We start from the raw sequence: 25411 nt of genomic DNA on the forward strand, positions 1-25411 counted from the left end.
TCCACCCCGTCCCACCCCTGGCTCCGGCACTGACGCCGGTCGTCGCCCCGCTCTGCCCCGTATTAGAGGTTTGCGGGACACGCTCTCAAACAGCGCAAAGCCCCGACACCGGCCGCTGCCGCGTCCGGTTCGGGGCTTCAACCGCATCGGAACGGCGGACACGAGACGAACCTACCCCCGCACCGAACGGCTCCCCCTCTCCCGCTTGCGGGAGAGGGGGCTGGGGGGTGAGGGGTCCCTCAGCATGCGCCACATCGTCTCGAAGCGCATCCAAACACCGTTCCCGTCATCCCACGCGCCTGTTTGCACCGGGAGGCCGGGCGAGGAACCCCGAGGATCGAGGTGATCCCGGGCGAGACACCATCGATCACAGCGATGGGCCGAAGAGGCCGTCGGGGTCCAGCGCGGCGCGGAGTTGGGCCAGGCGCCGGGCATCGTGGCCGTAGATGCGCGACTCCAGCGCGGGATCAATCTCGTGCGCGCCCGCCAGATACGGCCGCCCGCCGAGGGCAATGCACCGTTCCAGCAGCCCGCGGTGCAGCCACCGCGCGTGCTCCACGGCGGCGGGATCGGATGCGGGGAGCGTATGGTACACGCCAACGCCGATGCGCGGGCCGGGCTCCGCGCCGCCGCGCGGATCGTACGCGGCCACCGCGGCGCCCGGCGCGCCCAGGTAGAGCAGGTAGATGCGCGCCAGCCCGGCGGCCAGCGATCCCGAGCGCACGCCATCCGCCACTTCGGCCAGAAAGGCGTCGGCGGTGGCGAGCGGAAGGCAGTAGTCGCACCACACGTGGCGCAGCGCGGACATTACGCCCACCGGCTCGCGCGGCGGGCGGAAGTCGGCGAGCGCGTCCGGCGGCAGGATCGCCATCTCCCCCGACGACGGAAGCGTGGCCGCGGGAAGTACGCTTCCCGCCTGCGTCTGCACCGGCGTGCCGAACGCGGCCCGTCCGCCCGCCGAGCCGACTTCGGCGAAGAAAAATTCGGGCACGTCATCACCGCGCGAGGCGAGCCACGCGGCCACGTTCCGCAGTTCCTCCGCCTCGCGCAGCGGCTGAACGCGCAGGCGGTAGATGGACGGGCGCGTCACCGTGCTGAACTCGGCGGTTGTCACCACGCCCAGCCTTCCCTGCCCCGCGCACACGAACCGGAACAGTTCCGCACTCTCGTCCGGCGAGCACCAGCGCGCGGCGCCGTCCGGCGTAACCAGGCGCAGGCGGCGGACGTGGTCGGTTACGGCGCCAGCGCGCGGCGAGCCGGAGCCGAAGCCGCCCGTGGCGATGGTGCCGCCCGCGGTGGCCGAGGCCAGTCCGGAAAGCGCCGGAAGGGTGCGGCCGCGCGCGTGCAGCGCGGGAATCCAGTCGCCCCAGCGCGCGCCCGCGTCCACCTGCACCACGCCGTCGCCGCGCAGCGACCAGCGGGGCGCGCCGCCGGTGGTGCAGAGCAGAATTCCGGGCGAGAGCGCGTTTCCGGCGAACGAGTGCCCGGACCCGCGCACCGCCACCGGGATGTCCGCCGCGCGCGCAAGCCGCAGCACGAGCGACACTTCCGCCTCATCCGCGGCATGCACCACGATGCGCGGCGTGCACGCGTGCAGCCCGCCAAAGTCCGTGGCATAGCGCTCGCGATCCGCGCGACGCACCTGCACGGGCGCGCGCACACCGCGCCGCAGATCGCGCATCAGCGCCGCCGCGGAAGCCATCTCCATCATCGCGCCTCCCCGGTGCGCCGCGCGTTGACCGACCGCGGCGCGACGGAAACACGTGCCTCCGCGCCACCGGCGAAGATGGGGATGATCCACTCCGCATCCGCCCTGCGATGACCATCATCCCGGACGCCATTCTGCCGGACGCGGGCGGCGGGATGATCGGTCGCGCGGGTGGCGCGAAGGGATGATCGGACGCCGGTGCCGGGCCTCACCGATCGCGCGGAATCCGCCAGCGAACGGGCGATCACGACTGCACGGTCGGTGCGGGCTTCTCCAGCAGAAACGAGCCGAGCACCAGCGCATCCAGCGGCGACGTAAAATAGGTGCGCAGCGCGTCCGACGGCGTGCAGACGACGGGTTCCTCGCGCAGGTTGAACGAGGTGTTCGCCAGTACAGGCACACCGGTTCGCGCCTCGAACGCGCGCAGAAGTCCGTGCAGCCGCGGGTTGATCTCCCGCCGCACCGTCTGCACGCGCGCGGTGCCGTCTCCGTGGCGCACGGCGGGAATCTGGTGCTGCCGGTCCTCGCGCACGCGGCCCACGAAGAGCATGTAGGGCGAGTCATCCCCCTCCACGAACCACTCCGAAGCCGACTCCAGCGGCACCATGGGCGCCACGGGCTGATACGCCTCGCGCGACTTGACCGCGTTCAGCCGGTCGCGCGTGCCGGCGTGGCGGGGCGAGGCCAGGATGGAGCGCGCCCCCAGTGCCCGCGGCCCGAATTCCATCCGTCCCTGGAACCACCCGATCAGCTTTTCATCCGCGAGCACCGCGGCCGTTTCGCCCGCCACGTCGTCCATGCGCCGGTACGCCACGCCCGCGCGGCGCAGCACCGTCTCGATCTCCCCATCCGACGCGCCGGGGCCGAGATACGCGTGGTCCATCCGCCACGCGCGCCCGCCGCCGAGTTCCGCGTGCAGGTGCAGCGCGGCCCCCAGCGCCGTGCCCGCGTCGCCCGCGGCGGGCTGCACCCACATCCGCCGGAACGGCCCATCCACACGCAGGCGCCCGTTGAGCTTGCAGTTGAGCGCCACCCCGCCCGCCGCGCAGAGCGCATCCGCCCCGGTGGCCGCGTGCAGCCACGCCGCCAGCTGCAGGACGGCCTCTTCCAGCGCCTCCTGAAGCGAGGCGGCCACGTCAAAGTGCCGCTGCTCCAGCGGTTCGCCCCGGCGCCGCGGGGCGCCCAGCCGGCCTTCCAACGCGCGCAGATCGGTGCGGTAGCAGCCGTTCCCGTCCAGGCGGATCGCCTCGCGAAAGGCGTCCAGGTACACCGGACGTCCGGATGCCGCCATCGACATCACCTTGTACTCGTCCGAAGACCGCTGATAGCCCAGGAATGCGGTCACGTTCTCGTACATCAGCCCCAGCGAATGCGGCAGGTCCACGCCGCCCAGCGGCCGCAGCTCCGCGCCCGTGCCGTGCCAGTAGGTGGTGGTGGCGTCGCCGCCGTAGCCGTCCAGCGTGAGCACGGCCGCATCCTCATACGGAGAAGGATGATAGGCGCTGGCCGCGTGGGCCACGTGATGCGGCACGAAGCGGAACGGCGGCGGCGGGCCGGAGAGCCGGTCCTGCAGCTCCCACGGCAGATCCTCCGCCAGCAGCAGCGGCGCACCGGTGATTCCCGCCAGAAACACGCTGGTCCACGGATCGAAGCCGCGCCCTTGCCCCGCCTCGCTCTCCGTCTGCGGAAGGCGCAGCACCGGCGCATTTCCCGCCCGCTGCACGAGCGGAAAAGGATCGAACGCGTACGCCACGTGATCCACGTCGCCCAGCGTGAGGCCGCCCGCGCCCAGGCAGTAGTGCATGGCGCGGAACGGCAGCGCGTGTGACTGAAAAGGACGCGGCCGCTTGTGATGCTTGATGCGGGTGAACCGCTCCTCCTCCGCCGCCGCGACCACCTTTCCGTCGATCAGCAGGCACGCGGACGAGTCGTGAAAGGCGGCGTTGATGCCCAGAATGTTCATTCCGACGAACTCGAAGGAGGGTGGATTGGTGGACGCGCATCATCCGCCAGCGGACGAGCAGTTTCGTGCGGATGGGCGGATGCACGCGCCGCCATCCTCCGCAGACGGCCGGGACTCGCGCCGCGACGAGGCGCTCGCCCGTCCGCTGGCGGATTCCGGATGGAGCGCGACGCTACTCCAGCGTGAGCACGTTCGGCACGTCGCCCGGCGCGGCGATGCGCAGGAACGCGTAGCCGACGCCGGCGAGGCCCTGAAACAGGCCGGGAAAGGCGAGGAATCCGTCGTAGCGGCGCCACAGGCCGTAGCCGCCCTCGCGCCGCGCGCGCGCCACGACCGCCGCGGCCAGCGCCTCGCCCGCCGCGACGGCGCCGTCCAGCCCCAGGCGGCGGCCCCCTTCCACCAGGCAGAGCGCGCGGCCCAGGTTGCCGCAGCACAGGTGATCCAGCCGGCCCAAGGGCGCGCCGGCCGCCACCCGAAGTCCGCGCGCCGCGTCCGTACGCCAGCGCGGGGCGGCGGCCGCGTCGTCCGGCGGGTCCAGCCGCGCCAGCGCGATCCCCGGCCCGCCGTGGCACCAGCCGTCCGCAAAGGTGTGCGGGTCCCAGCGCAGGTCCGGCCAGTTCCCCGCCCCGTCATCGTACAGCGCGTCCTCGTACGCGGCGGCCTCCACGGCGGCGGCGGTAAAGCGCGCGTGACCCGTCGCGCGCCCCAGCCGTGCGAGGGCCAGCGCGATCCCCGCGGTGCCGTGCGCCAGGCCGGTCAGCACGCGGTTTTCCAGCGTGGGCCAGGCGCGCCGGCCGTCCGCCATCCGCACGCGCCCCTCCAGCAGCGCGTCACCGCACGCGGCGGCAAAGGGCAGCGCCCGGTCCCCCGCGCCCAGCAGCGAGAGCAGCGTCCCCGCGCCCCCGCCAATCAGGTCGAACGACCGCGAATCCAGCAGCGACGCGGGCTCCAGCACGTCCAGCAGCCGTTCCACCGGCGCGTGGGCGAGCGCCGGCGCGTTCAGCAGCCCCGCCGCGCGGGGGAGCGCGTACGCCAGCCCGGCCATCCCCGCCAGCCCGTGCTGGGGCACGCCCAGACGGTCCGGCGCGGCGGCCACCGCGTCCACCTCCGCCGCCAGCGCGTGCAGCAGTTCGGTCGCCGTGCTCCGCGCCTCCGCGTCCCCCGTGGCGCGGGCGAGCGCGGCGAAAAAGAGCGCGATCCCCGCCCGTCCCTCGAACAGGTCCGGCCCGCTGACCTCGATGCGGAACTTGCCCAGCGCCGCGTTACGCCGCAGCGACAGCCAGTACGGCGTGCCGTCCACCCCGCGGATGGCGGCGCGCCGCAGCGCCGCCCCGATCTCCAGCGCCTGCGCGAGCAGTTCATCTCCCGACAGCGGCGGGACGGCGACGGACCCGCTCGCCGGCGCGGTGGACGGGGCGTGCGACTCCATCTCCGTGCGCGTATCCAGCGAGGCGAGCACCGTCCCCACCTGCACACCCAGGTCGTCCGCGCCCATGCGGGCAAGCCGCGCGCGCACGTCGTCCAGCGCGGGGCGGAGGATCACGCCATCCAGCGGCCCCAGCTCCGTTTCCAGCGCCGCGTCCGTTGCGGCGGCGGTAAAGTGCGGCGCGTCCTGCACTTCCAGCGCAATGCGCTCCGCCGCCAGCGCGGGCCAGTTGGCGGGCGGCGCATCGAACGCCAGGTAGTCCCCCACCAAGCCGTCCAGGCGGATCGAACGCAGCACGCCGTCCCGCAGCGCGTCGGGGGTGGCGGCGGCCTGCATGGCCAGGTAGTAGGCGTAGGTGGGGCGGATGACCATCCGCACGCGCAGCGGCTCCAGGCGCGGCAGCAGCGCGGGAAGGCGCTCGGCGGCGGCGTGGTAGCCGGCGCGGAATCCCCGCGAGATGGCGTCCTGAAAGTGCTCGGGCAGCAGCGGCTGGCCGCGCAGCGTGGGCGCATTGGGCCCCGGCTCGCGCTCCCGGTGCTCCAGCGCCAGTTCCATCAGGTCCGTGTTGGGCCGCCGCCATTCCGGCACCGGGCGCCGCGAAGGCTGCGCATCCACCGCGCCCAGCCCGCTGACGTCAAAGGCGAGCCCGGCCTCCGTCCCCATCCAGTAGGGCAGAAACCCCGTCCGCAGCACCGACTCGTCCAGGCGCACGCGGCTGGGCGCGCCGGGGAGCCGCGGGTCCACCACGGGATGCAGCAGCGTTTCCAGATCCACCAGCACGGGATGCGCGCCGGACGCGACCAGGTTCTCGTAATGGCAGTCGTTGGTGCCCAGCGCGTACGTCAGCGCCAGCAGAATTCCCAGCCGCTCGTGATAGGCATCCGCCTCCGCCTGTGTGTCGCAGGTGGCGGATTCCACGCACTCCATCCATCCGTATCCGCCACGGTCGATGACCTGCGCCGGCCGCAGCCCGCCCGCGGGAGCCGCGTCCTGAAAGGCGGCCAGCAGTTCCGCCCACACCCGCTCGCCCGCCACATCGCGCGGCTTGTAGACGACCCGCGCGCCGGACGAGAAGGTCAGGATGGACACCGACCGGCCGCCCCGGTGCGCGTCGGAAAGCCCGGTGTGCACGCCCGTCACCGCCCCGCGCGCGCCGAACGCGGTCTCCAGCGCGGGGGCGTCCGCGCGAAGCCGCTCCACCATCTCCACCGTGGCGTCGATCCAGTGCCGCCACACAACGGACATCAGCCGGGCGAGGACGGGATGACGGACGAGCAGCGCGCGCCATCCGCCCGCGCGCAGTTCCGCCACGAACGCGGCGTACACTTCGCGCCCGATGCGGCCCGTGGCCACCTGGAACAGGCGGTCCAGCGCGGAAAGCCGCGGGTGGCGGAAGATGTTGAACTCCTGCAGCAGCACCGGTCCCGCGACGGTGAACAGGCGCTGCAGCAGCGCGCGCTCCACCCGGCCCCGCGCTTCCGACGTGAACCCGCCGAAGTCCACCCGCTCCTGCACCTTTGCAGACGCCGCCGTGACGAACGGGGCCAGCGCGTCCTGGAACGCGATCGGCGCGTCCGCGTCCACAAAGGCGGGGGCGGTGTCCGCGTCCCCCGCGGCGAGCATCACGCGCAGATCGTCCGCCCAGGCGGGGAGCGGCACACCGTCCCGCAGCCGCACGGAGCCGAGCACGGGAAGGACGCGCGCCTCGTCCAGCCCGTCCCACGCCAGGCGGCGGCGGAACCGCTCGGGATCGTCTCCCGCGACGGCGCGGCGCCACTCCGCCAGGCGGGCGGGCGCAACGTCATCCGCCGTACCCACTGGCTCGTACGCGCCATCCAGCCGCTCGAACAGCGGCGCCGCGGCGGCCGCTACCGCGCGCAGTTCCTCGTCATCCATCCCGTTGCCGGAGGAAGCAGCGGCGGCGGGGTGCGGTTCGGCGATGGTCATAGGGGAAGTGCGTGAGTGCTGGGTGCGTGAGTGCGTCAGTGCGGGCTCTCACGGAGACTGGCTTTCCGGGGCGTCCGCTGCCTCGTCACGATGGTCCTCGATCCGCGGCGCTGTGCGGCGGAGCGGCGGGCGAGGTCGGCGCGGGCGGAAAGTGGATGCACGGCGTTCCGTCCCCCAGCGCGCCGCGGCGGACGAAAGCCGCCTCAGACAGGACGCGCGAGTTCGTCCACGTTCATCATCTCGCGATAGGCATCCAGCAGCTTTTCGCGATTGGAGGCGTAGGCCACGGCGGGGGTCAGCAGGTGCGGGTGGCGCATGTGGGCATACATCTCCCGCCGCATCGGCACATCCACCCCGTTGTCCGCCAGGAAATCGCCGAACTTTTCCAGAAAGTGGAGGTGGTACTGCCCCTCCAGAAAGCGGATGAACGGCTGCGAAACCAGGCGCTGCATGGCGTCGCGGTGCACTCCGGCGATGGCGGTGCGCGGCAGCACCTGGTATCCAAAGAGCTGCTTGAGCTGGTGCGGCGACTCGTGCGCGACCAGGCTGGAGCCCATCCCCCGCAGGTGCGCGTACCGCACGTCCAGGCGCTCCACCCGCTGGCCGCGCGCGCGCAGGGCGCAGGTGAGGTCCATGTCTTCCACGCCCACGAAGTAGTACTCGTCGTATCCGCCCACTTCCCGCCAGTCGCGCCGCCGCATTACCAGCGGAACGCCCTTGGCCACCGGCAGGCCGAACCACGAATCCAGCTCCGGCGTCACCGCGCCCACGCCGGGGTCCGCCAGCGCGGCGAGCGCGCGGCCGATCCACTCCGGATCCGCCACGTAGCAGTCGTCGTGGAACAGGGCCACGTACTCCCCGCGCGCCATCTCCACGCCCAGGTTGTAGCCCTTGCTGATGCACGCCATCTCCGATTCCGCCATCCGCAGATGCTGAAAAGGCTCACGGTCCACGCCGAAGCCGGCCAGCACCACGATGATCTCGATGTCGTGCCCGCGGCTGCTGTGGATGATGCTGGGGAGCAGCACGTGCCGCGCGAACAGGTCGTTGAACGGCAGCAGGACGATGCACGAAACCACCGGCCGCTCCGCGTTGCGAAAACCCTCCAGCGTCCCCGCGGGAAACGCCGGATAGCCGTTCGCCCGCCCGAAGAGCGCGCTGGCCGCCGCGCCCGCCGCGGCACCGTCGCCCGCCGTCACTTCCACCACCACCGCGGCGCCATCTTCCACCACGCGCGCGTGCGCGCCACCGTTGACGGAGGCGGCGGACTGGCGCAGCAGCTCCGCGTCGATCGCGTTGCGCGGAACGGTGACGGAAAGGGTGCCTCCGTCCCGATCAACCCGGAACATGGTAGTCCTCCTCCCGCTTGCGGATGTACGGCGGCAGCGCGTGCCCGGCGATGTAGGCGCCCTGCGTGGCGCACGTGTAGCGCGGATGCACGGGGACGTCCGCCTTCTGGTGATTGGCCGGGGATGCGCCCCTCGCATCAGCGTCCGCCGGGACCACGCCGGCATCCGCGACGGTGCGCCGGCGGATGCCTTGCAGCAGCGCGAGCGCGGTCATCGACGAGGTCCACACGCCGTCGCCGTCTTCGTACAGGGTGACCACGTGCTCCTCGCCGTTCACGCGGATCAGCCGCTCCGCGCTGTCCGGATTCATCAGCGAGGCCATGAGTGTCCACGGGGCCTCGCGGCTCCACGCGAACCGTTCGCTGGAGTAGAAGGGGCGCGAGGGAGGAGCATCCGCCCGCGACGCCCACAGCTCCGCCAGCCGCGCATGCGAGCGCCGCAGCCCGCGCGCGGGAACGTTCAGCGCGTGCAGCGCCAGGAGCGCGGCGGCGGTGGAGCCCAGGCGATCGAAGGTCCCGAATCCGCCATCGTCCGCCATCCCCGCCAGCACCTCCGCCGCCAGCCGCCCGCGCAGTTCGTCCGTCCCCGCGATGGCGGAAAGTCCGAGGGCGGCGAACCAGTCCATCAGGTACGGATTGGCGATGTACAGCCCGGCGCGCGTGTCGAATCCGTCGTGGAAGTACGCGGCCGGCGTCGACGGTTGCGCCCCGGCGCGGGCCCGCAGGTGCGCGACCAGGCAGGCGATGGAATAGTCCGGCTGGCACCAGTGCAGCACGCGCGGGCCGGCCGTCATCTTTCCCCGTTCCACGCCGCGCGTGCAGTGCTGGGGAACGTAGCCGCCCCCGTCCGCACGGAACGCCTCCAGCCGCTGCACCGCGCGCCGGTCGCGCACGCCCAGCAGCACCAGCGAACTGTCGATGGACGTCGTCAGACTCCCCGTGTGATACGGCCACAGCCCGCCGCGCCGCTTGCCGCGCAGGTACGCCCGCACGCGCCCGGCCGCGTCCGCCAGCGCGGGGTCGCGCAGGGCGCGCGCGCCACGGCGCAGCGCCAGCAGCGCGGGGCCCAGCGGCGCCACGTCGCCGTAGCGGTCCGCCGCCACGCCCAGCGGCGGAGAGCGGGTCAGGGACGCAGGCGCGCCCTCCGCCGGGGCCGCCAGCCGCGCGACCTCCGCCAGGCTTTCCGCCAGGGCGCGGCGCACGCCCCCGCCCGCCGCGGTCAGCACGTGCGCCATCCCGGCTTCACCGCCACGTAGGCCTTTGCCGCCAGCGGGCGGCCGGGTTCGACGGAAAGCTTCACGTGATGCAGCCTCACCAGCAGGGTGCGTCGATACCGGTCCGCCAGCAGCGCGTCCATCCCCCGCGGGGCCGAGGATCGATCGTCCGCCGCGTCCCGCGGGTCCACCGAATCCGGGAGCGCCAGCAGATGGCCGGCGCGCACGGAATCCGCCACGCCCGCGCGGACGAGCGCGTCCAGGAACGCCGCCCACGGCCGCCGGTCCGGCGGAAACGGGCCGACCGGCGGATCGGGATAGCACTCCAGCCCGATCCGCGGGCCCACCCGCGCATCCACGTCGATGCACAGGTTCACGCGAACGGCCAGCGGCGCCCATTCATCCAGCGCGGCGCGGACGGCGTTATGCGGCGCGTCCGGGGCCGCGCGGCGCAGAAACTCGTCCGTCTCCTCCGTCCCCAGATTCCCCACGCACAGCCGCACGGGCGACCCGGGACGCGAAAGCATCAGCCCCGCCTGAAAAACGCGGGCGTGCGGCGGCAGCAGTTCCAGGCAGGCGCAGGCGCGCGCGGCGGCGGCCGGCGCCCATCCCTCCTCCATCAGCGCGGCGAACCCGGCCCGCAGCACATCCATCGCCCGCTGGTCCGGCGGCGCGTCGGCGGGTGATACGTCGATCCGCGGGCCGAAGAAGACGCTGGGGATGCGCGGCGCGGCGGGGTCGGCGGCATCCCATTCCAGCCACAGGTCGTCCGCGCCGGTCCACAGCGGCGAGGCGGGATCCGCCCACGCGCGGCAGAAACGGCGCACGGAACGCCATCCATCCTCCTCCCACCCCGGCGCGGCGAGTTCCGCCAGCACCGCGCGGCCGCCGTCCGCCACCGTCACCGCGGCCAGCACATCGCTCCCCGCGGAGGGGTCGTCCAGCCGCGCCTCGAATCCAAACAGCGACACGGCAGATGCGGGAACGCGCTCCACCGCGTCACGCATCGCCGACACGTTCCCCGCGGGAAAGAGCCCGGCGGGTGCCGCGCCGGCCACGTCACCCACCCACGCGGCCAGCGAGGCGCGCGGGGCGTCCGCCACGACGGCGCCCGCCCCGCGCGGGGGGCGGACATGCGCGGCGCCGGTGGGCAGGGCCCCGATGTCCGTCCCCATCATCAGCTGCTGCTGCAGGTGGGGCCGTAGCAGGTCAGCTCGTACCCGCACGTGCTCCAGCTGCCGGAGCAGCCGCTGCAGTACGTGACCGCGGCGCTGCCCACCGAGTTCTGCGTACCGGCCACCGGCGTGCGGTTGGGCAGCACGATGTGGATGGTGTTGGCGTCCTCCTGGTGCACCTGCACCTTGAGGTCGGCCGGCAGCTCGCCGCCGAACATCTGCGACAGCGCGCCCTTGGGATCGGACTGCAGCTTGGCGCGGAACTCCGGATCACGCTCCGCGAGTTCGTACAGCCCCTGCTCCACCTGCCTGCGTGCTTCGTGTGCCATGGAAATACTCCACATCAAGAGGGACTCGAAGGAACCCGGACGGGTCCTTCATGCACCGGGCGGGGGTGCCCGGGCAGCCAGCCGGCGCGCGGATCCGCATGCGGACCCCGCGCCGAATCATCAATTCATTCCAGAACAAGAAGCGAGGGGACGTGCTCCGGCGCGGCCATGCGCAGCAGCGCGTGCCCGATCCCTGAAAGGCCCTGAAACAGGCCGGGAAAGGCGAGAAATCCGTCGTAGCGGCGCCACAGGCCGTAGCCGCCGCGCGCGTCCGCCCGCGCCACGATCTGCGCCGCGCGCCCGCGCCCCTCATCGCGCAGCGCGTCCTCACGCAGGGCGCGGCCGGCTTCGAACAGGAGGAGCGCGCGCCCCATTCCGCCGCAGCACACGTGGTCCACCGCGCCCAGCTCCGCGCGGCGCGCCACCTCCACCCCGGCCCGTACGTCGCGCAGGGCATCGTCCCCCGCGCCCTGCGCGAGCGCGACCAGCCGCGAGGCGGCGATGCCGGGTCCTCCGTGGCACCACGCGTCCGCAAAGGCGGGGGCGCCGTCCACGGCGCGCAGGTCCGGCCAGTTGCCCGCCTCCGCGCTGAAGCGGGCGTTCTCCCACGCCATCGCCTCCACCGCGGCGTCGCGGTAGCGCGCGTCGCCCGTCGCATCCGCCAGGCGCAGCAGGGCGAGCGCGATCCCCGCCGCGCCGTGAGAAAGGCCGGTAAGCATCGTCCCGTCCTCCCCCGCCCAGGCGCGCGGGCCGGTGCCGGTACGCGTGGCCAGCAGATGGTCGCCCCGCGCCGCGGCGTACTCCAGCGCGCGCTCCATTCCCGGAAGGCGGGCGGCGTGCAGCAGCGAGACGATGGATCCCGCGTGGCCGCCGAACAGGTCCGGCGCCGATTCCAGGTGAATGCGGTCCGGCCCCATCCACTCCAGCACCGCGTCCGCTACGCCGCGCGCGGCCAGCGGCTCGCCCAGCAGGGTGGCGGCGGCGGGCGCGCCGTACAGCAGCCCGGCCAGCCCGGTGATTCCGTTCAGCAGCATCCCCGCGCGGGCGGGGGCGGGCAGCAGCAGCCGCGCCTCATCCTCCAGCGGGCGGAAGAGCGCCTGCACCATGGCACGAGGCGCGGGATCGCCCGTGACCTTCGCCAGCGCGGCCAGAAAGAGGGCGATCCCCGCGCGCCCCTCGAACAGGTCCACATTCACCGATTCCACGCGCAGCTTGCCGAGCGACGCCATCCGGTGGAGGCAGAGCCAGTACGGCGCGCCGCTCGGCCCCGGCACCGCCGCGTCCATGATCTCCGCGCCGATGCGCACGGCCCCGTCCAGCAGCGCGTCCCCGCCCTCCCCCGCCGGGCGCGCGGGATGAAAATCCTCCGCCGGGGCCGCCGGGGCGTGCTCGTCCGCCGCGCCGCGCGAGTCCAGCGCGGCCAGAACGATCCCCGCCTGCCGCCGCCGGTCGCGGTCGGAAAGGCGGGCCAGGCGCGCGTCCAGGTCATCCAGGCACGAGGCCGCCACGATCCCCGCCGCCGGGCCGAACTCCGTTTCCACCAGCGATGAACCGACGGGCGCCACAAAGTGCGGGCAGTCCTGCTGCTCCAGCGCGGCGCGTTCAGCGCGGAGCAGCGGCCAGCCGGCGGGGCGCCGCTCCTCCTCCACAAAGGGCTGGGCCATGGCGTCGATGCGGATGGAGCGCACCACGGCGTCGCGCAGCGCGTCCGGCTCCGTCGCGCCCTGCAGCGCCAGCGCGTACCCGAACGTCGGGCGCAGGAGGAGGCGCAGCCGCAGACGGCGGATCTCCCCCAGTTCGCCGTCTTCCGCCAGCAGCGCGGGGAGCCGCACCCGCGCCGCCTCGTACGCGCGGTGAAAGCCGCGGGCGACCGCCTCCGCGTACGCCTCGGGGGTGAGCGTCCGCCCCTCCAGCCGCGGCACGTTCTGCCCGGGCGCCAGCTTGACCGCGGTGAACTCCAGCGCCATCAGGTCGGTGTTGGGATGATTCCACCGGGGCGACGCCTGCCGCGCCGGCTGCGATTCCACCGCCCCCACCGCGCTGATGTCGAAGGCGCGCCCGTCATCCGACTGCATCCAGAAGGGGAGCAGCCCGGTCCGCAGCACCGACTCCGCCAGGCTCATCTTGAAGTCCACGCCGTCCACGGGGGAGGCATGGACGGGGTGCATCAGCGTTTCCAGATCCACCAGCACGGGAAAGGCGCCGGCCGCAACCAGGTTCTCGTAGTGGCAGTCGTTGGTCCCCAGCGCGTAGGTCAGCGCCAGGATGATCCCCAGCCGCTCGTGGTAGTCCTCCGCCTCCCCCTCCGTGGCGCAGGGGCGGGCGTCCATGCACTCCATCCACCCGTATCCACCACGATCGACGGCGTGCGCGGGGCGCAGTTCGCCGCCGGGCGCCACGTCCTCAAACCGACGGAGGAGTTCCTCCCACACGCGCTCGCCACTCACCGGGCGCGGCTTGTAGACCACGCGCACGCCGTTGTCGAACGCGAGCACCGCCACCATCCGCCCGCCACGGTGCGCGTCGGAAAGCGAGGCGCGCAGGGTGGACACCCGGCCCTCCGCGCCGAACTCCGCCGCCAGCGCAGCCGCGTCCGCCGCCAGCCGGTCCGCCAGCTCCGCCGTCGTGTCCACCCACTGGCGCCAGACGGTGACGATCAGCCGTCCCAGCACGGGATAGTCGAGCAGGGTGCGGCGCCATCCGCCCGCCCGCAGCCCGGCGACGAACTCGTCGTACACGTCGCGCCGCACGTCGCCGGACATGGTCTGGGCCAGCCGGTCCAGCGCGGAAAGGCGCCCGTGGCGAAAGACGGTGAACTCCGGCTGCAGCGTGTGCGCGCACAGGGTAAAGAGCCGGTGCAGAAGCGCCCGCTCCAGCGCGCCCCACGCCGCCGGGCCCAGCGCGGCGACGGAGGTGCGCGCCCGCACCGCCTCCGCCGCGGACGCCACAAACGGCGCCATCGCGTCCTCGAAGGGCACGGCGAGTTCCGCCGCGTCCCGGGGCGGCGCGGCGGCGGGATCGAACCTCTCGACCGCCTCCAGGATGTGGCGCAGGTCCTCCGCCCACGCGGGGAGCGGCATGCCGTCGCGCAGGCGCACGGGGCCCAGCGCAGGGAGCACGCTTTCTTCGCTCAGCCCGTCCCACGCCAGCCGCCGGGCGAACGCCTCGTCGCCGCGCGCCAGGGTGTCGCGCCACGCGGCCAGGTTGCGGCGCGCCGCCGCCTCGGTGCCGGGCACGGCCTCGTACGGGCCGCCGATGCGGTCGAACAGCGGCGCGGCGCCCGCGGCCATGCGGCGGAGGTCCGAGTCGTCCACGCGGTTGCCGCGCGGGCGGAGGGAGTCGTCCACGGTTTGCGCGGCGGGCCAGGCGAGCGTCATGCGGACTCCAGCGAGTGCAGGAAGGGGAGGCTGGGGGCAAAGAAGTACTCGCCGCCGCGGCACCGCACGCACTCGGCAAAGCGGAAGGCGGCGCCGCCGGTTTCCGGGCGCCACGCGGTGTCCCAGCGCTGGCCGGGGGTGGCGTCCCACGAGTTGCGCTGCCCGGCGATGGGGTCCGGCCCCACCTGCACGCGGGGAAAGTGCGGATAGTTGAGCCAGTTGTTCTGAATCAGCTCGAACTGGCGCCCGATGTCGGATTGAAAGCAGAGAAACAGCATGCCGACCGCGGGATCGCCCGGGCGCCCGTACGGCATGCTGCGCCGCGCGATGCGGTTCACCAGGTCCTCCGTCTCCGAAAGGTCGTCCAGCTCGCCGCGCGGGTTGGAGCGGCGCACGTGGCTGGCGAAGGGGCAGCGGTCGCCGCGCTCGCCCGCGTAGTCGAAGTCGTTCACCGGCCCCAGCCCAGGCTGGTCCGCCAGCGTCACCGGCGTGCCGTCCGCGAACCGGCCGATCACCAGCGCGCCCGCCAGCGCCTCGTCCACGCCCAGCGACCCGGCCAGCGCGCGCGTCCCCGCATGGAACGCGTCCACGTCCTGCTCCAGCTTGCGGTACGCCAGGTAGCTGCCGTACTCGCCCGGCGCGTGCGGGTCCGCCGCCAGCACCACGCCCAGCGGGGTGGCCGGATCCCACATCCGCGCCCCGCCTGCCTCGCGCTGGGCCGCCTCTATGTCCGGGTCGATGAACAGCGGCTGGCTGATGTTGTCGCGAAAGCCGAAGTGCTCCCGGTCCCCGCCCAGTTCCTCGCCGCGCTCGTCGGCCACGAGCTGCACGCCGTCGCCCTCCATCCACCGCGCCGCCATAGCGTCCAGCGCGGCGCCGTCGTCATCCGCCAGCACCAGCAGCGCGTGCACGTCGCCCTGGTAGCCGGGCTCCCACTCCTGCTCCGGCCGGTCATTCAGCCAGGCGCGCTTCATCCCCTTGCGAAAGGCACGGTCCGCCGGCGGCTCCAGCCCCAGTGCCTCGTATCCCGCGGCGGAAAGCGCCACCCCGGCGAACGGACCGGCGTGCTCCCCCGCCGCGCCGCGTTCCCGCGCCCGGAGTTCCGCGGGGACGGACGACGCGGCCTCGTGCGCAAACGCCGCCAGCCAGCGCCGCGCGCCTTCCGCCGCCGTGAAGCGGAACAGCAGGTGGCGACCCGCCCGCCGGCCGTGCGGAAACAGGATGTTGCCCTGCACCGCCGTCATGCGTCGCGCCTCGTCCAGCGAAACGGTCCGCCCCAGCAGCCCGGAGAGGGAGGCCGCGGATGCGCCGCCCGTTTCTGGCGCGCCGAACAGGGCGGAGGTCGCGATGCGAGGTGACATGATTTCGGATGGCTGGGGGCCCGGTGAGCTGTGAACGGGGAACGCAGAGCGGAGACCAGAAGATTGACGGATTCCGGTACGCTGGCGAATGCGTTCTCCCGACTGGAAAATCGAGGTTCGCACCCCCTCAATGCGACACTTCGTGCGGAGTCGATGCGGGACGCGCGCTCCCCACCTGATACACCATCCTGTGGCAGAAATGCCGCATCGCTCGCGTAGTTTCCTCCCCGGCGGGCCGTCAACAGGATTGCGTGTAACGGGATGACGACTCGCCGGACGGCGGCGTTCGGCACCGAAAACCGTGTCGGATAAACAAATGCACGCCCCGGAATTCGGGACGTGCGTTCAGGATCTTGTTCGATTCGGGCGGATGCCGCGATCCGCGGGACGCACCGCGGTTTCTCTCCACATCGCCGCGCGGATCACCGGCGGCGGAACCGGATGGTCGATGGCATGGCGATGGCAAGCTCTGATTCCGCCACCGTGCAGGCGGGATGGGAGATGAGGACGGGCACCGCGCGACGTGTTTTGTCGTTCTTTTCCTGGCGCATTCAGGAGCGGCCCGGGCCGGCTCCCCTCCTTCCTGCCTGCGGCTCCTCCCCGGTCCGCCTTCCGGCGCGGACGCGTTCCCCCTCATCATCGGTCCACCCATGATACGCAGCTTGATTGCTCCCGCCGGCCTCCTCCTCACCCTGGTGACGGCGATCGCCGAACCGCTCGCGGCGCAGCTGGAAATCGTGTCCGCTCCGCGCGGGCGCCGCCTGTCCGCCGCCCAGCTGGACTCGCCGCGGTGCGCGCCCTACACCGCGCCGGGCGAAGTCCGCCCCGTGGACGGCAACCTGGTCACGGACCTGGTGATGGCGCCCGCCCGCTTCCGCATCGGCGACAGCACCTACACGCGCAACGTGTACAACGGGCAGTACGTGGCGCCCGTGCTGCGCATGAGCCCCACGCGGGCGCTGAACGTGAACGTCACCAACAACATGCGTCCCATCAGCCCCACCGACAGCTCGTGGCGCAGCACCAACCAGCACTACCACGGGATGATCGTGACGCCGCTTCCGCCCATGGGCGACAACGTCACCAACGTGCACATTGCGGCCGGGCAGTCCAACCGCAACCAGTTTCCCGTGCCGTCGTACCAGTCCGAGGGGATGATGTGGTACCATCCGCATCCCCACGGCACCACGGCCGCGCAGGTGGCGGGCGGGCTGGCCGGCGCGCTCATCATCGGCGACCTGCTGGCGTCGTACCCGCAGTACCGCGGCGCCACGGAGCGGGTGATGTACGTCAAGGACACGCGCGATGGCGGCACGGCGTACCTCAACATCAACGGAAACGCGTGCACCCTGCTGGCCATTGCCCCCGGCGAGCAGCAGCTGTGGCGCATCGGCAACATGACGCCGGGAACGTGGCTCAACCTGAAGCTGGGCCGGCCGGGGCGGAACTATCCGTTCATCGTGCTGGCGCTGGACGGCAACCACCTGACCCGCCCCGCGCGCATGGACTCGGTGTTCATCGCGCCGGGAAGCCGGGCCGAGGTCATCGTCATCGGCGGAACGGGGGAGTGGCAGCATGCGCGCTTCTACACGGACGCGGTGGCCAGCAGCTTCAGCACCACCACGGGGCAGGTGAACCGGTCGCCGGCGGTGGACCTGGGCGCGCTCACCACCCGCGGGGTCCTGAAGGCGGTGGCCCCGGAGGCGCTGGCGCCGGAAACGACGGCGGAGAACGCGGCCCTGGTGGATTCCATCCGGCGGCTGGTGACGGAGGCGGACGTGGATACCTTCACCATCCGCTACCAGCGCGTACCCGGCGGGCTGGGGCTCAACGGCAGGCTGTACGATCCGCGGCGGCTGGACCGGGCGGTGGCGGTGGGGCGCACGCAGGAGTGGACGCTGATCAACGAAACCAACTTCCTGCACACGTTTCACATCCACCAGACGGACTTCGTGGTGACGCGCATCAACGGGGTGCCGCAGCCGGACTCGGTGCACCTGGACAACGTGCACCTGGGCATTCACCAGCGCGGCGGCACCGGGCCGTGGGTGGGCGACACGGTGGTCATCCGCTTCAAGTTCACGCCCATCGCGGCGGGGCCCTTCGTGTACCACTGCCACGACCTGTTTCACGAAGACGCGGGGATGATGGCCAACGTGTGCGTGTATGATCCGGCGCGCGGGCAGCAGCCGGGCACCTGCACCCAGTGGTTCCCCGGCGGCGCCAGCGCGGGCGGCGGAGGCCACGGCGGCCACGGGAGCGAGGAGTCCGGCGCGTCCGGCGCCCCGGCGGCAGTCCCCCCGCGCGAGTAGCCGGCGCGAGTAGCCGGCGCGGCTGGACGACGAAAACGGGCCCGCTCCTCGAGGGAGCGAGCCCGTCTTCGTCACGTCTCGTCCGCGGCCGGAACAGCCGGATCGGCGGCACCCGCGCGCGTCAGCGTCCGGCGCCTGCAGGTCCTGGCAGCCAGCAGAGGAACGCGAACCGGCAGAGCGCAACCGCCCCGGAGAGCAGCCGCGGTCGCGCCTGGATCGCCGGCGCTACTCGACCGCGGGGGCTGGTGCGGACTCCAGATCCAGTACGTGCTGCGCCTTGCGCGTCCGCTGCATCACGAACGCGACCGTGCCGTACTTCTTTCCTTCCAGTCCCGCGAGATCGTGCTCGATGTCCTCGGACTTGCCGATCTTGCTGGTCCAGTGCCCGCTCTCGAGCTGCCGGGCTACATGGGTGGGCGACCCGTGCTCATCGCAGTAGAAGGCGATCTTCTCGATCCCGGGTTCCAGCTCCGGGCTCTCGCAGCGCCGGTACCCGAGCTGCGAGTATCCCGCGGACCACCCCTCCAGATCGTCGCTCTGCGGGCCGCCGGGCCAGTACAGTCCGGCATAGGCGCACGGGTCCCACCAGCGCTTGGTCTCGCCACCCGCATGGGCCATGCAGTTGTAGCCGGCGTCATACGGGCTGGTGGCCTTGAAGTGGGACGTGCCCAGCCCGGGGTGATTTACCGAGAGCCGCGCCAGGATCTCGGCACGATCCCGTTCTGACGCGCCCACCTAGCCCAGCTCCGCGCCATCCGGTCCACGTAGCCCCGATCCTCCGGAAGGACGGGATCTTCTCCCGTGATCGACTTCAGTGCCCAGAACCATTGATCGTACTCTTCTTCGAGTTCGGCCAGGATCAATGGCAGAGCAGCCGGGCCCATGCCGATGATCCGCTGATACGCGGGGTGCATCGCCATTCTGGCGACAGAGGATTCGTCCGCCGTGTCGCGCTTCCACTCAGCGGCCAGCCTCCGGAATTCCGCCGTCAGGTCGTCGCGCCAGAACGTCTCGGTGTTCCGCAGGTGCCAGAAGGTGCGCCCCAGGGAACTCGCCAGCGTGCTGGCTGCCGCGCTCACTCCAGGAGTCGTTTCCCTGAACAACGTACCGTACGGCCGCAGCGTTCCCGTCATCTGAACAGTTCCCTCGCCTCTGGCGTGATGCTCGAGAAGAACAGCCTGTTCTTGTACTCCCGGAGCCGCGCGACCGCGTCCCACAGCTCCGCCCCGTCCGGATCGGCGTACTCTCCCCCCGCGATGGAGACATCGATGTCGAACACGATGACCGGGGAGAGGTTTTCCCGGCCGGGCATGAGCAGCTGCGTCACTTCTGCCACCGCGGGAACCGCCGGATCCCGCAGCACGATCCTCATCAGAAAATCGTCGGATCCGGTGTCGATCGCCTTGGGAACCTGGGGGAGCAGCCTGAAATAGTCGGCCAGCTTCCCCCCGGGCAGCTGAATGTGGTTCACGTACCGGAGCGAGACCCCGTTGATGAGCTCAGGCGCGTAGTGGCGTACGAACTCCGTCCAGGTCGCGCGCGCGCCGGCCTCGAGGTCGGCCCAGGTGGAATAGGGAGGGAGTCTGTGGAATGAAAACGAATTCCGGCCGACGCGGATCTGGCAGAGCCCGTCCAGCGACTCGATCGTGTACGTGGTTCGGTAGCCGGATGGGAACAACTTTTCCTGGCGCTCGACGGGCCTCGCGAATGAACCGGACAGCGCGTCCGCGAAGTACCGGAGGCTGTCGCTGAGGTTGTCGACCGGACCAAACTGAAACGAGAGGATCGCCTCCACGACGGGCGCGTTGGCAAAGACTTCCACCTCTTCCGGTTGATGGCCCCACGGGTCCGATCCCACCACGACTCTGCCTTCTGCGTCAGTTGCGAACCAGCTGCCCCAAGTTTTGTGCAGGCAATTTGCGCGCGCGATCCCGGGGAGGCCAGTCTCCTGTACGCCCGGGTCTCGTGTGCGGCGGAACCGAAAGCGGCCCCGCGGACACGACTGCCCGCGGGGCCTCCATGCTTCCCTGGTGCGGCACGGCGGAACCCGCCGCCCCGTCCGGACCGGACGATCACGGCAGTTGCCGCGGGCATACATCAGGGACGCAGACCTTCCAGCGGCCCGGGGGTGAGCGACGGCAAGGCGGGGCGACCGCGCGGAAAGAACCCGCGCGGCGCCCCGGCCCGCCGTGCTCACTGGCGGGCCGCCGCGGACTCCTCCACTCCCACGAGGTTGTCGTTGCGCTCCCGCTGGATCAGCCTGCCGTACGGATCGATCCCCGCCCGCGCCGGCGCGCGCGGCACCATGACGGTAATGGTCTGCCGGCCGCTCCGGATGCGGTGCGGGCGCAGGTACAGCGGAGTTCCCGGCTCCCCTTCCCCCGCGAACACCCCGATCTCCACGACGTCGTCCATGGGGATCTCCGTCTCCGTGCCGATGCTGTCCGCCCTCACCTTTCGGGCAACCACGTCCAGCGTCACGCGGTACCCGGCGGCGCCGGCGGGCTGCACGCGCACCGCCTGGGCGCGCACGTCCCACAGCGTGATCTCCTCGAACAGGTCGCGCAGCAGCGGGCGCAGCGAGTCGGGGGTCACGGCCCGCAGCTCCGCGTACAGGTCACGCGAGGTGGGGTACGGCGGGCCGGCATCGCGGTACCGCTCCAGAAAGCGGCGCAGCGCGGCGTTCACCCGCGCCTCGCCCACGCGCTCGCGCAGCGTGTACATGGCCACCGCGCCCTTGTGGTAGTACACGTAGTCCTGGCCCTCCGCGTACAGCAGCGGCACCTCGCGGTTTGTGAATACGCGGCGCCCCTCGAGGTAGCGGTCCATCTCGTAATCGTAGAAGCGCTGGACCTGGTCGCGCCCCAGCGTCTTTTCCATGGCCATCATGGCGCTGTACTGCGCCAGCGTTTCCGAGATCACCGACCGTCCGCGCACGTCGGCGCCGCTCACCTGGCCGCCCCACCACTGGTGCGACGTCTCGTGCGCGATCACGAAGAAGGGACGGTCCACGTCGCCCGGCCCCACCCTCGTCAGGAACGCGCCGCCTTCCGAAACGGCGATGGTCTGCGGGTGCGCGCGGTTGAAGTTGGAGTAGCGCGGAACCTCCACCACGCGCAGCTCGCGGTAGGAATACGGGCCGAAGCTGGCGGTGTTGTAGTCCAGCGCGGCCTTCATCCCGCGGACGATGCGGTCCACGTTGTACGCGTGCGTGGGGTGATACAGAACGCGGAGCGCGACGTTGTTCCACCGGTCCCTGCGCTCCGCGTACCGCGCCGAAAAGACCGTCGCGCCAAAGGGGAGAGCCGGATCCGTGCGGAAGTGAAAGTAGTGCCGGCCGTGCTCCGTCCACTCCCGCACCAGCGTACCGGGGGTGATGACGGTCTGGTCGGCGTCCGTGCCGATGACGGCGTCGAGCTGCACCTGGTCGGCGTCGCCGCGGAAGCCGGCGCGGCGGCCCAGCCCCCGCGGATCGTTCGCGGCGGGAACCGGGGGCAGCGGCGCCAGCCCCACCAGACGCCGCTCCTCCGCGTCGCTCAGCTCCAGCGCCGGCTGGTACCCCACGAACGGCAGCCACTGCCGGCCGAAGTACGCGCCGTTGCGCACCACGGCAGTGGGGATGCCGCCGTTGGGAAAGCCGCGCGGATGGTAGCTCACGTCAAAGCGCATCCGCAGCGAGTCGCCGGGCGCCAGCGGGCGCTCCAGCGCGTAGATGCGGTACAGCGGATCACCGTCGTCCAGCACCCGCCGGGCGCCGCGGTCAAACGCGACGGAGCGGGCGCGCACTTCGGGGTTGATGAGGACGTGGACGGAGTCGATCGCCCGGGCGGAGCGGTTCACCAGCCGGTAGCTGCCGCTGAGCTCCGCCGCGTGCTCCCCGGGATGGATCTCCACCCGCAGCTCCGCCGCCGTGATGACCGGCTGCGGCGTGTTCTGGTACCGCTTGTAGCGCTGCTCGTACCGCGCCCACGGCCCGGCGGCTGCCTTGCGGGACCCGTGGTACGCGTTGAGGACGTTGGTGTTGTAGAAGATGAAGCCGCCCAGCCCCAGGATCAGCACCGCCGCGGCGGCCGCCGCGCGGGCCGCCGGGCCGGCGAAGCGCCCCCGCGCCGCGCGGAGCCGCGCCCGCGCCCCGTCCTCGCGCCCGCGCACCCACAGGAGCCGCGCGGCCACGGCCAGCAGCAGCGCCCACGCCGCCCAGTACAGCTTGAACCAGGCCCACGGCCCCATGAACGGGCCGAAGCCGTCCATGTCGGAGTAGATCCACCCCGGGTCCGAGCCGTAGCGGAAAAGGTTGTGCTGAATGCCGATCTGCCCCGAGAACAGCGTGAGCAGAACCACGAGTACCACCACCAGGTGGCCCAGGTACTTCTGGTTCACCACCACGTGCACCGCCATGGCCATCGCGGCCAGCAGCAGGTAGTCCACCAGCTTGATGCCAAAGAGGATCCGCAGGTACAGCCCCAGCTCGTAGCGGTGGTAACCCTGCAGCGTCTGCAGCAGCAGCCCCGACGCCATCAGCACCGCCTGCACGGCCAGCAGCGCGGCGGCCAGCGCCAGAAAGCGTCCCGCCAGGAACACCCGGGTGGGCACCGGCGCGGCGTCCTCGATCGCGCTCACCCGCACGTCCCGCTCCCTCCACACCAGCTCCCCGGCCAGCAGCGCGATCAGCACGGCGATCACCACCGACGCCGCCTGCCCCAGCACCGTTCCGGCAATCAGGTGCGTCACCGGCCAGGTGGCGGTGCCGAACACCTCGGAGCCCACGTCCCAGCCCAGCGCGAACACCAGAATCAGCATCACCAGCAGGATCAGCGGAAACGCGGGGTTGCGCACGATCTCGTCCAGCGAGCGCCGCGCCACGCACAGCACCTGCCGGACGTGCGTCCGCCCGCCGAACGTCCCCGGCACGGGCGGGGCCGCCACGGGGGCGGCCCGCACCGGCGCCTCGGACGGCCGCCGCTCCACGCGCTTCTGCCGCCCGCCGCCCTGGTGCGCAAAGCGGAAGCGGAACAGGAACGCGGCGAACACCAGGCCGGCCACGCAGAGCCACGCCAGGCGGTTCCAGAGCAGGAGCGGCGGGTAGCCGATCAGCCGCGAATTCAGCTCCACCGGCGTCCAGTACCGGGTGATCTGGCTGGTGACGGACGCGCCGAACGGGTCCGCGAGCACCGCCAGCGTGGGGCTGGCGATGCGGCTCTGGAACTCGATGGAGAACAGGTAGAGCAGAAAGAGCCCGATGCCGCCGAGATACGCGGCCACCGCCTGCCGGCTGAGCGCCGCCACCGTGAAAAGGACGGCGCCGACGAGGATGGCGTTGGGAAGGAGAAAGAGCAGGTACGGCTGGATGTACGCGCCCGGGATGAACGGCCCGAAGATCCGCGCGTCCAGGTATGGCATCAGCGAGCCGAGCAGCAGCCCCAGCGGCACGCCCAGCAGCAGAACCGCGTTGACGGCCAGCGCGCCCAGAAAGCGCCCGCCCAGGTACTCCGCCTTGCGGATGCGGGTGGTGTAGACGAGCGGGTGCATTCTCGCCTGGACGTCCCGCGTGGCCGCGTCCGAGAACAGCGCCGCGGTCACCAGCATCCCCAGCATCCCCGTCAGCAGCGACCCGATCGCCACCTTCTGCGGGCTGTTCAGGTAGCTGCCGCTTCCGTTGATGACGTGCATCATCAGAAACGGCACCGCGGTCAGGAGCAGGCCGTACAGCCAGGTGGAAACGCTCCGCGCCTGGTAGCCGAGTTCGAACAGAAAGATCTCCCGGAACCTCACCGGCCCACCTCCGCCGGCGCGGCTCCCCGGCCGCCCAGGCCGCCGTGGCCGCCCATGACGGTGAAGTAGACGTCTTCCAGGTCCGGCTCCACCGGCTCAAACCCGGCTCCCGGCGGGGTCTGGCCGTACACGTGCACCACGGTGCGACCCGCCAGCAGCTTGGTGGAGATCACGGCGTGCTCCCGCTCCACCTCCTCCAGCTGCGCCCGGGGAATGATCCTGCGCCAGATCCGGCCCCGCATCTCCTCCACGGCGCGCAGCGGCTCGTCTTCCAGCAGGATCTTTCCGCGGTTGATGATGGCCATGCGGCTGCACAGCTCGGAAACGTCCTCCACGATGTGCGTGGACAGGATCACCACGGCGCGCTCGCCCAGTTCGCTCAGCAGGTTCAGAAAGCGCACCCGCTCCGCCGGGTCCAGCCCGGCGGTGGGCTCGTCGACGATGATGAGGCGCGGATCGCCCAGCAGCGCGACGGCCACCCCGAAGCGCTGCCGCATTCCGCCCGAGTAGCCGCCGAGCTTCTCCTTCCGCACGTCCCACAGGTTGGTCTGGCGGAGCAGCGCCTCCACCACCTCCCGGCGCGACTTGCGGTCGGCGACGCCCTTGAGAACGGCAAAGTGCTCCAGCAGCCGCTCCGCGCTCACCTTGGGATACACGCCGAACTCCTGCGGCAGGTAGCCCAGCGTTTCCCGGATGTGATCCTTTTCGCGCAGCACGTCGATGTCGCCCAGCCGGACGGTGCCTTCGTCCGGGTCCTGCAGCGTGGCGAGTGTGCGCATCAGCGTGGACTTGCCTGCGCCGTTCGGCCCGAGCAGACCGTACATCCCCTGCGGAATGGTGAGCGTGACCTTGTCCAGGGCCTGAACCCCGTTGGGGTATCTCTTCGACAACCCGCTGATCTGCAGTTCCACAGAGCGATCGTGGTGAACGGTGGAGGAAAAGGAACGACCCCGGACGGCGGCGCCGGAAGCGGGCGCGGACCCGGTGGATCGCATCAATTGACGTGAAACGTCGAGCGGCTGTCAACCAGACGGGAAGCGGCGGACATTCGTTTCAGACCCGCCCCGGCGGCGCACGGATCGTCCCGCGGAACGGACCGGCATCGCCTCCCGCACCGCCCGCCATCGCAGGGGACCAAAGGAGCGGTGGGCGAGCATCACCTGCGGCATCCGCAGCGGATCGTCTCCGCGGACCGGCCCGCGCGGCGGACGAGGCGCGCCGTCCGGGCGCCGGGGCTCCTGCGTCCCGCGCCCGCTGCGGCTGGCGCAGCGGGCGCGGGACGGGTGGCGCGCGGCTTCTCTCGCATCAGGAACTTCTGATCGGTCGAGCGCGGTCCTGACGCGGACACGCCCGCCCAGGCCGGATCGCGGATCGCGGATCGCGGATCGCGGATCGCGGATCGCGGATCGCGGATCGCGGATCGCGGATCGCGGATCGCGGATCGCGGATCGCGGATCGCGGATCGCGGATCGCGGATCG

The 25411-nt window shown here is 72.0% G+C and carries 15 protein-coding genes; 1 reads left to right on the forward strand and 14 read right to left on the reverse strand.

Annotated elements, in window-relative coordinates; translation table 11 throughout:
• Nucleotides 1-367: 367 nt before the first annotated feature.
• The 9 genes from HNQ61_RS26725 to HNQ61_RS26765 form a co-directional block, all read right to left on the reverse strand.
• Nucleotides 368-1708, reverse strand: a complete 1341-nt coding sequence (locus HNQ61_RS26725) for an FAD-binding oxidoreductase (RefSeq protein WP_183685856.1) — start codon at nt 1706-1708, stop codon at nt 368-370.
• A gap of 244 nt (nt 1709-1952) precedes the next feature.
• A complete protein-coding gene (locus HNQ61_RS26730; RefSeq protein ID WP_170040209.1) occupies nt 1953-3671 on the reverse strand; it encodes a carbamoyltransferase family protein in 1719 nt (572 codons plus the stop codon).
• Between the two features lie 172 nt (nt 3672-3843).
• On the reverse strand, nt 3844-7044 hold the full coding sequence (gene lanM / locus HNQ61_RS26735; protein ID WP_170040211.1) for a type 2 lanthipeptide synthetase LanM: 3201 nt from the start codon (nt 7042-7044) through the stop codon (nt 3844-3846).
• A gap of 203 nt (nt 7045-7247) precedes the next feature.
• Nucleotides 7248-8393, reverse strand: a complete 1146-nt coding sequence (locus HNQ61_RS26740; protein WP_170040213.1) for a glycosyltransferase — start codon at nt 8391-8393, stop codon at nt 7248-7250.
• Nucleotides 8380-9627, reverse strand: a complete 1248-nt coding sequence (locus tag HNQ61_RS26745) for a hypothetical protein (protein WP_170040215.1) — start codon at nt 9625-9627, stop codon at nt 8380-8382. Before HNQ61_RS26745 ends, HNQ61_RS26740 begins: the two co-directional genes overlap by 14 nt.
• Nucleotides 9612-10832: a hypothetical protein gene (locus tag HNQ61_RS26750; protein ID WP_170040217.1), complete on the reverse strand. Its 1221-nt coding sequence runs from the start codon at nt 10830-10832 to the stop codon at nt 9612-9614. Before HNQ61_RS26750 ends, HNQ61_RS26745 begins: the two co-directional genes overlap by 16 nt.
• Nucleotides 10784-11110 (reverse strand): nitrile hydratase subunit alpha, encoded by a 327-nt coding sequence (locus HNQ61_RS26755; RefSeq protein WP_170040219.1) that lies wholly within the window; start codon nt 11108-11110, stop codon nt 10784-10786. The genes HNQ61_RS26750 and HNQ61_RS26755 overlap by 49 nt, the downstream gene beginning before the upstream one ends.
• Nucleotides 11111-11235: 125 nt before the next feature.
• On the reverse strand, nt 11236-14487 hold the full coding sequence (gene lanM / locus HNQ61_RS26760; RefSeq protein WP_170040221.1) for a type 2 lanthipeptide synthetase LanM: 3252 nt from the start codon (nt 14485-14487) through the stop codon (nt 11236-11238).
• On the reverse strand, nt 14484-15848 hold the full coding sequence (locus HNQ61_RS26765; protein ID WP_170040223.1) for a Dyp-type peroxidase: 1365 nt from the start codon (nt 15846-15848) through the stop codon (nt 14484-14486). Before HNQ61_RS26765 ends, lanM (HNQ61_RS26760) begins: the two co-directional genes overlap by 4 nt.
• Before the next feature lie 650 nt (nt 15849-16498).
• Between HNQ61_RS26765 and HNQ61_RS26770 the strand changes: the two genes are divergently transcribed.
• Entirely contained in the window at nt 16499-18160 is a 1662-nt protein-coding gene (locus HNQ61_RS26770; protein ID WP_170040225.1) for a multicopper oxidase family protein, read from the forward strand.
• Nucleotides 18161-18385: 225 nt separating this feature from the next.
• Here HNQ61_RS26770 and HNQ61_RS26775 read toward each other — a convergent pair whose 3' ends face one another.
• The 5 genes from HNQ61_RS26775 to HNQ61_RS26795 all read right to left on the reverse strand — a co-directional run bounded on the left by HNQ61_RS26775 (nt 18386) and on the right by HNQ61_RS26795 (nt 24843).
• On the reverse strand, nt 18386-18895 hold the full coding sequence (locus HNQ61_RS26775; RefSeq protein ID WP_170040226.1) for a DUF7689 domain-containing protein: 510 nt from the start codon (nt 18893-18895) through the stop codon (nt 18386-18388).
• Nucleotides 18844-19293 carry a hypothetical protein gene (locus tag HNQ61_RS26780; protein ID WP_205762249.1) on the reverse strand — a complete coding sequence of 150 codons (450 nt, stop codon included), beginning with the start codon at nt 19291-19293 and terminating at the stop codon, nt 18844-18846. The genes HNQ61_RS26775 and HNQ61_RS26780 overlap by 52 nt, the downstream gene beginning before the upstream one ends.
• Nucleotides 19290-19982, reverse strand: a complete 693-nt coding sequence (locus HNQ61_RS26785) for a TIGR04255 family protein (protein ID WP_170040228.1) — start codon at nt 19980-19982, stop codon at nt 19290-19292. The genes HNQ61_RS26780 and HNQ61_RS26785 overlap by 4 nt, the downstream gene beginning before the upstream one ends.
• Before the next feature lie 371 nt (nt 19983-20353).
• Nucleotides 20354-23932 carry a M1 family aminopeptidase gene (locus HNQ61_RS29755; protein ID WP_170040230.1) on the reverse strand — a complete coding sequence of 1193 codons (3579 nt, stop codon included), beginning with the start codon at nt 23930-23932 and terminating at the stop codon, nt 20354-20356.
• On the reverse strand, nt 23929-24843 hold the full coding sequence (locus tag HNQ61_RS26795) for an ABC transporter ATP-binding protein (RefSeq protein ID WP_170040232.1): 915 nt from the start codon (nt 24841-24843) through the stop codon (nt 23929-23931). The genes HNQ61_RS29755 and HNQ61_RS26795 overlap by 4 nt, the downstream gene beginning before the upstream one ends.
• Between the last annotated feature and the right edge of the window lie 568 nt (nt 24844-25411).

Source organism: Longimicrobium terrae, assembly GCF_014202995.1.
Lineage (GTDB): Bacteria > Gemmatimonadota > Gemmatimonadetes > Longimicrobiales > Longimicrobiaceae > Longimicrobium > Longimicrobium terrae.